Annotated in this window: 14 protein-coding genes; 10 read left to right on the top strand and 4 right to left on the bottom strand. The window is 73.2% G+C overall.

Annotation, left to right across the window (positions count from 1 at the left end; genetic code table 11):
* Positions 1-5: 5 nt before the first annotated feature.
* From GA0070618_RS18290 to GA0070618_RS33515, 3 genes are all read left to right on the top strand, one after another.
* A complete protein-coding gene (locus GA0070618_RS18290; RefSeq protein WP_088982716.1) occupies positions 6-1,277 on the top strand; it encodes an MFS transporter in 1,272 nt (423 codons plus the stop codon).
* Positions 1,278-1,543: 266 nt separating this feature from the next.
* Positions 1,544-2,953, top strand: coding sequence for a glutamate--tRNA ligase (gene gltX, locus GA0070618_RS18285; protein WP_088982715.1), 1,410 nt, complete (start codon positions 1,544-1,546; stop codon positions 2,951-2,953).
* 219 nt (positions 2,954-3,172) lie between these two features.
* Complete coding sequence (locus GA0070618_RS33515) at positions 3,173-3,310, top strand: hypothetical protein (protein WP_157748955.1); 138 nt, start codon at positions 3,173-3,175, stop codon at positions 3,308-3,310.
* A gap of 76 nt (positions 3,311-3,386) precedes the next feature.
* Here the strand turns inward: GA0070618_RS33515 and GA0070618_RS18280 are convergent, their stop codons facing one another.
* Positions 3,387-3,998, bottom strand: a complete 612-nt coding sequence (locus GA0070618_RS18280; RefSeq protein ID WP_088982714.1) for a copper resistance CopC family protein — start codon at positions 3,996-3,998, stop codon at positions 3,387-3,389.
* A 225-nt stretch (positions 3,999-4,223) separates the two neighbouring features.
* Here GA0070618_RS18280 and GA0070618_RS18275 point away from each other — a divergent pair, with 225 nt between their 5' ends.
* Positions 4,224-4,865: a hypothetical protein gene (locus GA0070618_RS18275; protein WP_088982713.1), complete on the top strand. Its 642-nt coding sequence runs from the start codon at positions 4,224-4,226 to the stop codon at positions 4,863-4,865.
* Positions 4,866-5,061: 196 nt separating this feature from the next.
* Here GA0070618_RS18275 and GA0070618_RS18270 read toward each other — a convergent pair whose 3' ends face one another.
* Positions 5,062-5,388: a hypothetical protein gene (locus tag GA0070618_RS18270; RefSeq protein WP_088982712.1), complete on the bottom strand. Its 327-nt coding sequence runs from the start codon at positions 5,386-5,388 to the stop codon at positions 5,062-5,064.
* A 425-nt stretch (positions 5,389-5,813) separates the two neighbouring features.
* Complete coding sequence (locus GA0070618_RS18265) at positions 5,814-6,446, bottom strand: phosphatase PAP2 family protein (protein WP_088982711.1); 633 nt, start codon at positions 6,444-6,446, stop codon at positions 5,814-5,816.
* A gap of 66 nt (positions 6,447-6,512) precedes the next feature.
* Here GA0070618_RS18265 and GA0070618_RS18260 point away from each other — a divergent pair, with 66 nt between their 5' ends.
* The 5 genes from GA0070618_RS18260 to fabF all read left to right on the top strand — a co-directional run bounded on the left by GA0070618_RS18260 (position 6,513) and on the right by fabF (position 11,563).
* Positions 6,513-7,739 (top strand): PucR family transcriptional regulator, encoded by a 1,227-nt coding sequence (locus GA0070618_RS18260; RefSeq protein WP_231931359.1) that lies wholly within the window; start codon positions 6,513-6,515, stop codon positions 7,737-7,739.
* 115 nt (positions 7,740-7,854) lie between these two features.
* Positions 7,855-9,030 carry an acyltransferase domain-containing protein gene (locus GA0070618_RS18255; RefSeq protein WP_088982710.1) on the top strand — a complete coding sequence of 392 codons (1,176 nt, stop codon included), beginning with the start codon at positions 7,855-7,857 and terminating at the stop codon, positions 9,028-9,030.
* A complete protein-coding gene (locus GA0070618_RS18250; RefSeq protein WP_088982709.1) occupies positions 9,027-9,971 on the top strand; it encodes a beta-ketoacyl-ACP synthase III in 945 nt (314 codons plus the stop codon). Before GA0070618_RS18255 ends, GA0070618_RS18250 begins: the two co-directional genes overlap by 4 nt.
* A gap of 123 nt (positions 9,972-10,094) precedes the next feature.
* The gene (locus GA0070618_RS18245) at positions 10,095-10,334 is read left to right on the top strand and encodes an acyl carrier protein (RefSeq protein WP_088982708.1); all 240 of its coding nucleotides are present in this window, start codon (positions 10,095-10,097) and stop codon (positions 10,332-10,334) included.
* A gap of 2 nt (positions 10,335-10,336) precedes the next feature.
* A complete protein-coding gene (fabF, locus tag GA0070618_RS18240; RefSeq protein WP_088982707.1) occupies positions 10,337-11,563 on the top strand; it encodes a beta-ketoacyl-ACP synthase II in 1,227 nt (408 codons plus the stop codon).
* Positions 11,564-11,695: 132 nt separating this feature from the next.
* Here the strand turns inward: fabF and GA0070618_RS18235 are convergent, their stop codons facing one another.
* Complete coding sequence (locus tag GA0070618_RS18235; protein WP_088982706.1) at positions 11,696-12,475, bottom strand: acetoin reductase; 780 nt, start codon at positions 12,473-12,475, stop codon at positions 11,696-11,698.
* A 469-nt stretch (positions 12,476-12,944) separates the two neighbouring features.
* Here GA0070618_RS18235 and GA0070618_RS18230 point away from each other — a divergent pair, with 469 nt between their 5' ends.
* A complete protein-coding gene (locus GA0070618_RS18230; protein WP_088982705.1) occupies positions 12,945-13,661 on the top strand; it encodes a class I SAM-dependent methyltransferase in 717 nt (238 codons plus the stop codon).
* Positions 13,662-13,698 lie beyond the last annotated feature (37 nt).

Below are 13,698 nucleotides of genomic sequence, written 5' to 3'. Positions count from 1 at the left end.
CCACGGTGAGCACCGTCGACCCGACGCCCGGCTCGCTGCCGGCCGCGCTCGCCGAACCCACCCGGCCGGTACGGCGCGGCTGGATCGCCCTGCTCGTCGCCGCCAACCTCGGCGTCTGGATGGCCTTCTTCACCCCGATCCAGGTGCTGCTGCCGCAGCAGGTCGAACGGATCGCCCCGGACGGCAAGGAGACCATGCTCGCCGTGGTCACCGGGGTCGGGGCACTCGCCGCGGTGCTGGCCAACCCGCTGGCCGGCGCGCTGTCGGACCGTACCGTCGCCCGGCTCGGCCGCCGACGACTCGGTCGCCGCCACCTGTGGACGGCCGGCGGCGCGCTGCTCGGCGCCCTCGCCCTGGTCCTGCTGGCCCGGCAGCAGACCATCCTCGGCGTGACGGTGGGCTGGGTCGCCGCCCAGGTCTGCTTCAACGCGATGCTGGCCAGCCTGACCGCCGCCGTGCCGGACCGGGTGCCGGTCGCCCAGCGGGGCGCGGTGTCCGGATGGGTCGGGATTCCCCAGGCGCTCGGACTGGTCCTCGGGGTGCTGCTGGTGACCGCGCTGGTCACCGGCAACGCCGCCGGCTACCTGGCGGTCGCGGTGGCCGTCCTGGTGCTCGCCCTCCCCTTCGCCCTGCTCACCCCGGACGACCCGCTGCCCCGCGCGCACCGCCCCGAGCTGCGGCCACGGGCGCTGCTGGCCGCCGTCGACCCGCGACGTCACCCCGACTTCGGCTGGGCCTGGATCACCCGGTTCCTGGTCCAGCTCGGCAACGCGCTGGGCACGCTCTACCTGCTGTACTTCCTCACCGACGAGGTGCGCCACCCCGACCCGGACGGCGCGCTGCTGGTGCTGATCCTGCTCTACACCGCCGGGTTGACCCTCACCACCGTCATCGCCGGTTGGCTGTCGGACCGGTCCGGGCGACGGAAGGTCTTCGTGATCGCCGCCGGGGTGGTGATGGGCGTCGCGGCGCTGCTGCTCGCCGTCGCACCGGTCTGGTCGGTCGCGGTCGTCGCCGCACCGCTGCTCGGCGCGGGCTACGGCGTCTACCTGTCAGTGGACGCCGCACTGATCACGCAGGTGCTGCCGGCCGCCACCGACCGGGCACGGGACCTCGGGGTGATCAACATCGCCAACTCGGCCCCGCAGGTGCTCGGGCCGGCGATCTCCGCGCCGATCGTGGTGCACCTCGGCGGCTACCCGACGCTGTACGCGGTGACCGCCCTGGTGACACTGCTCGGCAGCGCCCTGGTCCTGAAGATCCGCACCGTCCCCTGACCAGTCCCACCCGCGCCGCTCCCCGTCGCGCTCACCGCGCTCGCCGCATCCGCCGCATCCGCCGCATCCGCCGCGACCGCCGCACTCGCCGCGCTCACCGCGCCGTCGCGCTCACCGCACCCGCCGCGCGTGCTGCGCTCGCTGCACCTGCCGCGCTCGCCGTACGTGCTGCGGCTCGGGTGGTAGCAGGGGTCCCCTGCACGACAAAAAGCGGTAACAAGGGGCCCCTCCTACCACCAACACGCAGCAGCCGTACGCTGGAAGGCGTGACGGTACGTGTGCGTTTTGCCCCTTCCCCGACAGGTATGTTCCACGTCGGCGGTGCCCGGTCGGCCCTGCAGAACTGGATCTACGCGAAGCAGCAGGGCGGGGTGTTCGTGCTCCGCGTCGAGGACACCGACGCGGCCCGCAACAAGCCGGAGTGGACCGAGGGCATCCTGTCGGCGCTGGACTGGATCGGCATCGCCCGCGGCTCCTACGAGGGGCCGTACTTCCAGTCGCAGAACGCCGGTGAGCACCGGGCCGCCGCCGGGCGCCTCTACGAGTCGGGCCGGGCGTACTACTGCGACTGCACCCGGGAGGCGGTGCAGGCCCGCAGCGGCTCGCAGTACGCCGGTTACGACGGCTTCTGCCGGGACCGGGGGCTCGGGCCGGGTGACGGGCGGGCGCTGCGCTTCCGTACCCCGGACGAGGGCACGACCGTGGTGGTCGACCTGATCCGGGGCGAGCCCACCTTCGAGAACAAGCTGATCGAGGACTTCGTCATCGCCCGGGGCGACGGCTCGCCGGTCTTCCTGCTGGCCAACGTGGTCGACGACATGACCATGGGGATCACCCACGTGATCCGGGCCGAGGAGCACCTGCCGAACACCCCCAAGCAGCAGCTCCTCTGGGACGCGCTCGGCGTGAAGCCGCCGGTCTGGGCACACGTGCCGGTGGTGGTGAACGAGAAGCGGCAGAAGCTCTCCAAGCGCCGCGACAAGGTCGCCCTGGAGGCCTACCGGGACGAGGGTTACCTCGCCGACGCGATGCGCAACTACCTGATGCTGCTCGGCTGGGCGCCCTCCGGCGACCGGGAGATCGTCCCGTGGTCGGTGATCGAGGAGGAGTTCCGGCTGGCGGAGGTGAACCCCTCCCCCGCCTTCTTCGACGAGAAGAAGCTGCGCGCGTTCAACGGGGAGTACATCCGCGCGCTGCCGGTCGAGGAGTTCGTCGCCGCCTGCCAGCCGTGGCTGACCGGCACGGCGACCATCCCGCCGCCGCCGTGGCAGCCGGCCGAGTTCGACGCGGACGCCTTCGCGGCGGTCGCCCCGCTGGCCCAGACCCGGATCGCGGTGCTCAGCGAGATCGTGCCGAACGTGGACTTCCTCTTCCTCGCCTCGCCGCTGATCGACGAGGCGGCCTGGGCGAAGGCGATGAAGGAGGGCGCGGGCGAGCTGCTGGACGCCGCCACCGCCGCCTTCGAGGCGCTGGCGTCCTGGGAGGCGGAGACGCTCAAGTCGACCCTGGAGGCGGTCGGCGCGGAGCGTGGGCTCAAGCTCGGCAAGGCCCAGGCCCCGGTCCGGGTCGCGGTCACCGGGCGCAGCGTCGGGCTGCCGCTGTTCGAGTCGATGGAGGTGCTCGGCCGCGAGCGCACCCTGACCCGGTTGCGGGCCGCCCGGGTCCGGCTTCCCTGACCGTACGCGTCGCGCAAGCCACCAGTACGGCCGCACGACGCCGGACGGGGCGGCGCCTCGACTGAACCGCCCCAACCCCACCCCACCGCTCGCTCGCCTCAACGGGAAGCTTGGACAGTTACCGTCGCTATCGGACGGTAACTGTCCAAGATCTGGCGGCGCGGTTGGCGGAGACGGGGCCAGCCTCGGTGCGATGTGACGGGGTCCGGGCACAGGCGGGTGCTGACAGGTCGGCCGGCTTCGATCGAGTTGTACTGGCAGGCGTACCGGATCCACGCGGAGGTCGCCGACACCGACCATCGCACCCTGACCACCGTCGCCGGCACTGACCACCGTGCCCCGACCATCGCGCCCTGACCACCGCGCCTGGCCGTCGCCGACGGTTGGCTTCGCTGCCGCTGCGGTGGTTCCCGCGGTCGGACGCCCTACCCGCTCAGCCGCCCGAGCGCGGACGGCGGCGGAGCAGCAGCCCGGCGACGAGCGCAGCGAGCAGGACGACCGCACCGACCACCCAGGGCCAGACGGGCGTGTCGTCGTCGCTGTCGGCGGCCGGCTGGGCGGCCGGCGTGGTGGAGGCACCTGCGGTCGACGGTGCGGGGTCGACCGGGGCCGATGTGGGTGCCGGGGCAGTCACCGTCGGCGACGGCGACGGGTCGGCCGGGGTGCCGGTGGTCAGGGTGAACCGGATCTCGCCGCTCACCGGGTGGCCGTCCGCCGAGCGGACCTGGTAGTCGACGATGTAGAGCCCGGCCGCCCCCGGTGCGAAGTCCACGCCCACCCGGGAGCCGTTCACCGTCGGGGCACCCCGGGACGCCGGCACGTTGTCCGGTCCGGTTACTGTGATCTTCGTCGTGTTCGGATCGAGCCGGGCGAGGAAACGCAGCTCGATCCGGGTCGGAGCCTGCGCCAACCGTGCGCCGTCAGCGGGAGTGCTGCCGGCCAGCGAGTTGTGCGCGGCGGCTGGTGCCGCCGACCACAGCGACAGACCGAGTGCCACGCCGATCGTGACCACCCAACCCGCCAGCCGTAGGACCCTGCCCCCCATGCATCCCTCCGTAAAGGTACGATCCGCCCACCGATCAGACGTCCTGTCATTAGTCGGACTGAGATCACAGATAGTTCAAAATACTGTTCTGGAAGCTGCAACCGAACGACGGCCGGCGGAGTCTGTGATAAGTACAGCCGGCCCTGCCCGGCGTGCTCGTGCCATCTCCAGTCAGCGCGTAACCCGCAGCAAGGCCATCCATCGAAACGGGGCGAGGAGGCGGCAGTGGTCCGGAGGGTGAGGCGGCTACTCGTCGCGGCGGTCGGGGCGGTCCTGGTGGCGGTGATGTCGGTCGGGACGGCGCACGCCGCGCCCAAGTCCGCGCCACCCGGAGTGGACATCACCGGGGAGGGGCTGTCCGAGCCGCTACGGCTGCGGACCGAGACCGCCCCGGCCCACGTGACCGCGGTCATCGACCAGGTCAACTGGTTCGGCACCGACGGCGCGCGCTCGGGCCCCAAGGAGGCCGATCTCGGTCCGAAGTACACGGTCGTGGTGCTGGCCGGCGACCAGCCGAAGCAGACCTTCGACCTCTACCCGCTCGCCAAGGGCGGACCGCGGGCCTACCGCCCGGCCAAGCAGCCGAACGCGGCCAAGAGCAACGCGGGCTGGTTCCTCGGCCGGCTCAACATGTCCGAGACCCTGCGGACCGCCGGGGTCCCCCTGCCCCGTCAGATCGAGGCGGTGAGCGGCGGGGTCGGCGGCGGCGAGCGGATGCTCCCGGAGGAGTCCCTCGACCCGGGCCGGGACATCGACCAGGCGCTCGGCGAGTTGCAGCGCCTGCTGCTGCTGAACGCGGGCGTGGTGATCGTCATCACGCTCGGTCTGGCCGGTATCGCGCTGCTGGTCCGACGCCGTACCCGCTGACTACGACACGCACCACGCACACCGGACACACGCGTACAGGAACATCCGGGCAGGACCCCGCACACCGGTCGCCTCGGGCGCCGGGTGTTCCCGCAGGGGAGCACCCGGCGTCCTGCTGATGGGGATCCCGCTGCCGGTCGTCGTGTCGTGGCCGGCCGTACCGCAGGTCAGCTGTTCCGGGCCCGCGTGGCGACGGTCAGCACCAGCGACGCGGCGGGCGTTCCCGGCGGGTCGCGCGCTGGCTCGGCCGGACCGGCCCGTGCTGGTGCGCGCCAGCCCAGCCCGGCAGGTCGCTGCGGCAGGACGCCGCACGCAGCGGCTCCGGGTCGACGCAGTCGGCGGTCCGCTGGCGGGGCACCGGGGGATCCTCCTCGGCGGGCCGGACGACCGGCTCGGCCAGGTGCGGCGTGCCCACCGGTGACCGGCGGTGGGTGTGGTGCTTGCCGGGCGCCTGCTGGTCCTGGTGACCCGGCCGGCAGGCGTCGCCCTGGGCACAGCCGTGGTCGGCCTCCCCGTGCGGCATCTCCGGTCTCCTCACGCTCGCCCTGGGCCCTGTCCGGCCCGGCACCGGGTCACCCCCGGCAGCGGGCCGCGCGATCACGTCCGTGGAACTTCCACGCGCCGCGCCGTGCCCTGTCACCGTACTGGCCGGGCGCGTCCGGCGGTACGTCGCATGCGTAATGTCCCTCGACGCGTCATCGTGCGGGGATCGGCTCCCGGCCGAGGCAGGCCGCCATCGACCAGCGTGACGAGCATCCCTCCGGCGACCCGGGCGGCCGACCCCGCCAGCACGGCCGACACCGCCGGTGCCGCCGACACGGCCGAGCGGCCCGGCCGGGCCCAGCCGCTGGGCCGGTGCGGTCCGGGTGGGGGCCGGGCCGGTGTGGCGGTCAGTCCACGACGGGAGGGGGCGCGGGCCCACCACGCCGAGCCGTTGTCGGACGGGAGTCAGCCCGCGCGGGCGGGGGTCCGCTCCCGGACGGCGTACGCGGCGAGCGGCACGACGGTCAGCGCAAGCAGCCAGCCGCCGAGCACGTCCGTGGGCCAGTGTGCCAGCAGCGCCACCCGGGTCAGACCGACGAACACGGCGAACGCGATGGCCGCCGTCACCGTCACGAGCCGTCCGGTACGGGCCAGCCGGGGCCAGGCCAGCAGCACGACGACCAGCGCGGCGGCGGCCGCGTTGCTGGTGTGCCCGCTCGGGAAGCCGTTGCTGCTGACGGTGACGAAACCGTCCAGCGGGCGGGGGTTGTGCAGCAGCCAGTGCGCCAGCCCCCAGAGCACCGGCACGGTCACGGTGACCGTGGCGCAGAACACCGCCGCTCGGCGGTCCCGCCGGGCGGCCAGCAGGATCGTGGCGAGTAGACCAGCGACCAGGAACGGGATGGTGGCGGCCACGTCGGTGAGGATCCGCAGTGCCGAGACCAGTCCGGGGCGCTGGTCGCCGTACTCCCGGAAGGTCTCGCTGAGCGCGTGGTCGGCGCGGTCCAGCGGCGCCCAGTCGGTGAGGACCGGGACCGCCAGCGCGAGGAACGCGGCGAGGGCGAGCAACGGGAGGAGCAGCGGCGGACGCGCGATCATCGCCAATGATGGCACGTCGCGGGGTTCGGGCGAGGCGGCCGGCAGGGCGCGTGTCAGGCTAGGACGGTGGTGACCGAGCCCGGGGGTGCGCAACTGGCGGCCACGCTGCGCCGGATCGAGCGCGCGGCGGGGGCGCTGGCCACGGCGAGCGTGGCCCGGATGGACGAGACCCTGCCCTGGTTCCGGGCCCTCCCGGCCGACCAGCGGTCCTGGGTGACGTTGGTCGCCCAGGCCGGCGTCCGGTCGCTGGTGCAGTGGCTGCGCGACGGCGGCGGTCGGGCGGACAGCACCCAGGAGGTCTCCGACGAGGTCTTCGCCATCGCCCCGCAGGCCCTCGCCCGGTCGATCAGCCTCCAGCAGACCGTCGCACTGATCAAGGTGACCATCGACGTGGTGGAGGAGCAGGTCCCGCACCTGGCCGCCGACGGCGAGGAGCAGCAGTTGCGGGAGGTCGTGCTGCGGTTCTCCCGGGAGATCGCCTTCGCCTCGGCGCGGGCGTACGCGCGGGCCGCCGAGGTGCGCGGCAACTGGGACGCCCGGCTCCAGGCCCTGCTGGTGGACGCGCTGCTGCGCGGCGACTCCTCGGACGTGCTGGCCAGCCGGGCCGCCGCGCTGGGCTGGGCGGACGCGCCCCCGGTGGCGGTGGCGGTGGGTCGCTCGCCCGGCGGGGAGGTGGCCGCCGTGCTGCACACCGTCTACCGGCTGGCTCGGCGGATCCGGGTCGGGATGATCGGCGGGGTGCACGGCGACCGGCTGGTGGTGGTGCTCGGTGGCGCGGCCGACCCGCTGGCGGCCACCGAGAAGCTGCTGCCGGCGTTCGGCGACGGGCCGGTGGTGGTCGGTCCCGCCGTGCCGAGTCTGGACGAGGCGACCGAGTCGGCGCGGTCGGCGCTGGCCGGGTACCGGGCGGCTCCGGCCTGGCCGGCCGCGCCGCGCCCGGTGGAGGCCGCCGCCCTGCTGCCGGAGCGGGCGCTGGCCGGGGACGCCGAGGCCCGCCGACGGTTACGGCAGGACTACTACGCGACCCTGGTGCGCGCCGGGGGCGAACTGCTGGAGACCCTGGACGCCTTCTTCGCCTCGGGCGGGGTGTTGGAGAGCACGGCGCGCGCCCTCTTCGTGCACCCGAACACCGTGCGGTACCGGTTGCGCCGGATCGCCGAAGTGACCGGTCTGTCCCCGTTGCTCCCCCGAGGCGCCTTCGCCCTCCAGGTGGCGCTGACCGTCGGCCGGCTAGATCCGGTCACGCCGGTGCTCCCCGCACCGCCCGGCGGCGGGCGCGGCGAGGAGCGTTGACCGGGTTCGAAAGGCCTCCGACCCGGGCTTTTTGTAGGATCCCTCCAAATGTTCTAGTGCGGTTTGGTGCCTGCCGACAACGCACGGCCGCCAAGATTCAGACAGAGTCATAGGCGTGCTCGCCGTACTCTCCCCAGGCCAGGGTTCGCAGAAACCCGGCTTCCTGACTCCGTGGCTCGACCTGCACGGCACCGAGACACGGCTGCGGTGGTGGTCGGCGCTCTCCGGCGTCGATCTGGTCCACCTCGGCACCGCAGCCGACGCGGACGAGATCAAGGACACCGCCCGCACCCAGCCGCTGCTGGTGGCGGCGTCGCTGCTGGCCGCCGAGCACCTGCCGATGGGTGACGTCGGGCTCACCGCCGGCCACAGCGTCGGCGAGCTGGCCGCGGCGGCGCTGGCCGGGGTGCTTCCGGCCGAGGCCGCGATCGCCCTGGCAGGCGTGCGCGGCCGGGAGATGGCGGCGGCCTGCGCGCTGGAGCCGACCGGCATGGCGGCGGTGCTCGGCGGGGACGCCGACGAGGTGCTCGCCGCCGTCGAGAAGCACGGCCTGCACCCGGCCAACCGCAACGCCACCGGTCAGGTGGTGGCCGCCGGGGCGACCGAGGGCATCGACAACCTCGCCGCCGAGCCGCCGACCAAGGCCCGGATCATGCGGCTCAAGGTGGCCGGGGCGTTCCACACCCCGTACATGGCCCCGGCCGAGGCCGCGCTCGCCGCCGTCGCCGCCGGGATCACCGTCCGGAATCCGGACCGGCTCCTGCTGTCCAACCTCGACGGCACCGCCGTGCCGCACGGCCGGGAGATGGTGCAGCGCCTCGTCCGCCAGGTCACCGCCCCGGTCCGCTGGGACCTCTGCATGGCGACCCTGGTCGACCTCGGGGTGACCGGGGTGATCGAGCTGCCCCCGGCCGGCACCCTGAACAACCTCATCAAGCGGGAGTACAAGGGCTCCGACGCCCTGCCCGAGATCGTCACCCTGAACACCCCGGACGACCTGCCGGCCGCCCGCGCCCTGATCGCACGGCACGGCACCGCACCCCGCCACGAGCCGACCGCCCCGTTCCGCGTGGTGGTCGCGCCCGTGGCCGGCACCTTCGCGCCGGCCGAGGGTCTCGCCGAGGGCGGGACCGTCGAGACCGGCCAGGTCATCGGGCACGTCTCGACCCGCCAGGAGCCGGTCGAGGTGACCGCGCACGCCGGTGGGCTGCTCACCGAGTGGCTCGCCCACCACGACGACCCGGTCGCCCCGGGCCAGCCGCTCGTCCGTATCGGAGGACTCCAACCGTGAGCGGAAGCCGGATCCTTTCCCTCGGTCACTACCAGCCCTCGCGGGTGGTGACCAACGACGAGATAGCCCAGCTCGTGGAGACCAACGACGAGTGGATCCGCGACCGGGTGGGCATCGTCAGCCGACGGATCGCCGACGGCGAGACGGTGGCCGACATGGCCTCCGCCGCCGCCGACAAGGCGCTGGCGAACTCCGGCCTCACCGCCGCCGACATCGACCTCGTGGTCGTGGCCACCTGCACGTCGATCGACCGCAGCCCGAACGTCGCCTGCCGGGTCGCCGCCCGGCTGGGCATCAACGCGCCGGGCGCGTTCGACCTGAACACCGCCTGCTCGGGCTTCGCGTACGCGCTGGGCACCGTCGACCACGCCATCCGCGCCGGCGCCTCGCGCAACGCGCTGGTCATCGGCGCGGAGAAGCTCTCCGACTTCGTCGACTGGACGGACCGCTCGACCTGCATCATCTTCGCCGACGGGGCGGGCGCTGCGGTGGTCACCGCCACCGCCGAGGGCGAGCCGTCCGGGGTCGGCCCGGTGGTGTGGGGTTCGGTCCCCGAGAAGGGCGACGCGGTCCGGATCGAGGGCTGGCGGCCGTACGTCGCGCAGGAGGGGCAGGCGGTCTTCCGCTGGGCCACCACCGAACTGGCCCCGCTGGCGCTCCAGGCCTGCGAGCGGGCCGGCGTACGCCCGGAGGAGCTGGCCGCCTTCGTGCCGCACCAGGCCAACGCCCGGATCATCGACGGCATCGCCCGACGGCTGGGCATCCCGGACGCCGTCATCGCCAAGGACATCGTCGAGTCCGGCAACACGTCGGCGGCGAGCGTGCCGCTGGCCCTGTCCAAGCTGGTCGAGCGGCGGGAGGTGCCCTCGGGCGCCCCGGTGCTGCTGTTCGGTTTCGGCGGCGGCCTGACCTACGCCGGTCAGGTCGTCCGCTGCCCCTGATACCGGCGCGGGTCCGCCCGCGCTGCCCCTGAAGTCCGGCGGCGGTCCGACCGACCGCGCCGTTCCCGCCCGGCTCGTACCGCCGCCGGGTGCGTACAACCCGATGAGAGGAAACACAACGCAATGACCCGTGAAGAGATCACCGCCGGCCTCGCCGAGATCCTCGACGAGGTAGCCGGGGTGGACCAGAACGAGGTGGCCGAGGGGAAGTCGTTCACCGACGACCTCGACGTCGACTCGCTCTCCATGGTCGAGGTCGTGGTGGCGGCGGAGGAGAAGTTCGGCGTCAAGATCCCGGACAACGAGGTGCAGAACCTGAAGACCGTCGGTGACGCCGTCAGCTACATCGAGGCGCAGTCCTGATCATGAGTCGCACCGACGTCGTCGTCACCGGGCTCGGCGCGACGACCCCGCTGGGCGGGGACGTCACGTCGACCTGGGACGCCATGCTCGCGGGCCGCTCCGGGGTGAGTGCGCTCACCCAGGAGTGGGCCGACCAGATGCCGGTCCGGATCGCCGCGCAACTCGCGGTCGACCCGGCCGGCCTGCTGGACCGGGTGAAGCTGCGCCGGTTGGACCGGTCCGAGGCGATCGCCCTGATCGCCGCGCACCAGGCCTGGGCGGACGCCGGCCTGGCCGACTCCGGGCTCGACCCGGAGCGGCTGGGAGTGAGCGTCGGCTCCGGCATCGGTGGCGCGGTGACGCTGCTCAACCAGGACGACATCCTGGAGGCGTCCGGCCCTCGGCGGGTCTCTCCGCACACCGTGCCGATGCTGATGCCGAACGGTCCCGCCGCCTGGGTGGGCCTGGAGCTGGGTGCGCAGGCGGGCGTACACGCGGTCGCCAGCGCCTGCGCCACCGGCGCGGAGGCCATCGCCCTCGGTCTGGACATCATCCGCTCCGGCCGGGCCGACGTGGTGGTGGCCGGCGGCACCGAGGCGGTCATCCACCCGCTGCCGATGGCCGGCTTCGCCTCCATGCGGGCCATGTCCACCCGCAACGACGATCCGGAACGCGCCTCCCGACCGTGGGACAAGGGCCGGGACGGCTTCGTCCTCGGCGAGGGCGCCGGGGTGGTCGTGCTGGAACGCGCCGACCACGCCGCCGCGCGCGGCGCCCGGGTCTACGCCCGGCTCGCCGGGGCCGGCATCACCTCCGACGGGTACGACATCGTCCAGCCGCACCCGGAGGGCGCGGGCGCGATCCGGGCCATCGGCAAGGCGATCGCCGACGCCGGCGTGGCCCGGCAGGACATCGTGCACGTCAACGCGCACGCCACCTCCACGCCGGTCGGGGACATGGCCGAGGTGGTGGCGCTGCACAAGGCGATCGGTGACCACCCGGTGCTGACCGCGACCAAGTCGATGACGGGCCACCTGCTCGGGGCGGCCGGCGCGCTGGAGTCGATCGCCACCATCCTCGCGATCCGCGACGGGGTGATACCGCCGACCATCAACCTGGACGACCCGGACGACGGTCTCGACCTCGAGGTGGTTGCCAACAAGGCGCGTCACATGGAGATCCCGGCGGCGTTGAACAACTCGTTCGGCTTCGGTGGGCACAACGTGGCCCTCGTCTTCACGCGGGCCTGAGGTCACGGCGTCCACGGCGACGCCGCCCCGCTCGTCCGGCAGGTTCTGGCCCCGCTGTCGTCCGCGACAGCGGGGCCTGCCGTACGGTGTGGCCCGGCTCGTCGGAGGACCCGGGCGTGATATGGCCGCCGGTCAGCGCATGACGAGGCCGCCGTCGATCATCACGGACTGGCCGGTCATGTAGTCCGAGTCGGGGCCGGCCAGGTAGGAGACGAAGGCGGCGACGTCCTCCGGGGTCTGGACCCGGCCGAGCGGGATCCCGCCCGCGTACTTCTTGAGCGCCTCGCCCTGCTTCAGGCCGAGGTAGCCGCTGAGCTTCTGGTCGATGACGTCCCACATGTCGGTGCCGACGATCCCCGGACAGTAGGCGTTGACGGTGATCCCGAACTGCGCCAGTTCCTTCGCCGCCGCCTGGGTGATCCCGATCACCGCGAACTTCGTCGCCGAGTACGCGCCGAGGTAGTCGAACGCGGAGTGCCCGGCGATCGAAGCGGCGTTGATGATCTTTCCACCGCCGCCCTGTTTCCGTATCTGCGCCACGGCGGCCTGGAGGCAGTAGACGACGCCGAAGACGTTCAGCCGGAACAGGGGTTCCAGGTCCTGGGCGGTCACCTCGGTCAGCGGCTTGATCTGCGCCATGCCGGCGTTGGAGACCATGACGTCGACGCGACCGAGGTCGTCCGCGACCTTCGCCACCATCTCGTGGACGGCGTCCCGGTCACTGACGTCCGCAGGCACCGCGACGGCCCGTCGGCCCCGTGCCCGGATCTCGTCGGCCACCGCCTCGGCCCCTTCGGCCCGGACGTCGTTCACCGCCACGTCGGCCCCGTCGTCCGCCAGCCGCAGCGCGATCGCCCGGCCGATCCCCCGACCTGCTCCCGTGACGACCGCCACCTTGCCCTGAATGCCCATAATCGCCCCCTTGATGTGTTGGAGCGTAAAGCGTCGGCAGGTAGCCGGTGGGCGATTTCTCCTGAATGCGGCTCCTCTGCTCCGCAGGACGGAAGCCCTGGCCCCACAGCGAGACGCGACTGGCCGACCACCCCACCAGCCCCCGTCGGGCTTCCGTTTAGATCTTGGACAGTGACCGTCGAGATACGACGGCAACTGTCCAAGATCTGCCGTGAAGGGCGTCGGGGCAGCGCCAGTGGGGACCTGCGGGCACCGCACTCGGCGGACCCGCCGTCACCGGCCGAGCTGTTCCGCCGCTTCCTCCGCTGGTTCCGCCGTCCGCACCGCGCTCCGCCGCGTTGGTAGCAGGGGCACCTTGCAGTGCAAAAATCACCTGTAAGGGGCCCCTGCTACCAACCAGGCGAGCGCCGGGTGGAGGCGCGGGTCGGCATGGATAGGGTGATGGTCGCCCGATCTGCGAGGAGTACGCGTGGAAGCGACCGAGATCCGCAAGCTCGCCGCCCTCGAGGACACCCACTGGTGGTACCGCGAGCGCCGCGCGCTGCTGGGGCGGGCGCTGCGCCGGCTCGCGGCCTCGGGTCACCGCCCCGGCCAGGCGTTGGACGTCGGCGCGGCCGGTGGCGGCAACACCCGGGTGCTGCGGGCGTACGGCTGGCGACCGGTGGCGCTGGAGTTCAGCGTGGACGGCGCGGAGGTGGCCCGGGAACGCGGGCTGGACGTGATCCGGGCGGACGCCCGGCACCTGCCGGTCGCCTCGGCCGGGCTGGACCTGGTGGTCGCCTTCGACATCCTCGAACACATCGACGCCGACCACCTCGCCGCCGCCGAGATCCGCCGGACGCTGCGGCCGGGCGGCACCGCGCTGATCGCCGTACCGTGCGACATGCGGCTCTGGTCGGCGCACGACGTGGCGGTCGGGCACGTCCGCCGCTACGACCGGGAGTCGCTGCGGGCGACGGTGGAGAAGGCCGGCCTGGTCGTGGACGAGTTGTGGAGCTGGAACGTGCTGCTCCGGCCGGTCGCCGCGTGGCGGCGGCGCACCTCCACCGGCAGCGACCTGGGCGACCTGCCCGCCGTGGTCAATGTGGGGCTCCGGGCGGTGGTCGCCGCCGAACGGTACCTACCGGTGAAGGGGCTGCCCGGCGTGTCGCTGATGCTGCGGGCCCACCGCCCCGCCGACGGCTGAGGACTTGAGTCTCCAGCGACTGGAGGCTGCACGCTGT

It is taken from the genome of Micromonospora echinospora (assembly GCF_900091495.1).
GTDB classification, from domain to species: domain Bacteria; phylum Actinomycetota; class Actinomycetes; order Mycobacteriales; family Micromonosporaceae; genus Micromonospora; species Micromonospora echinospora.
This window is presented reverse-complemented; position numbering and strand designations above follow the sequence as displayed.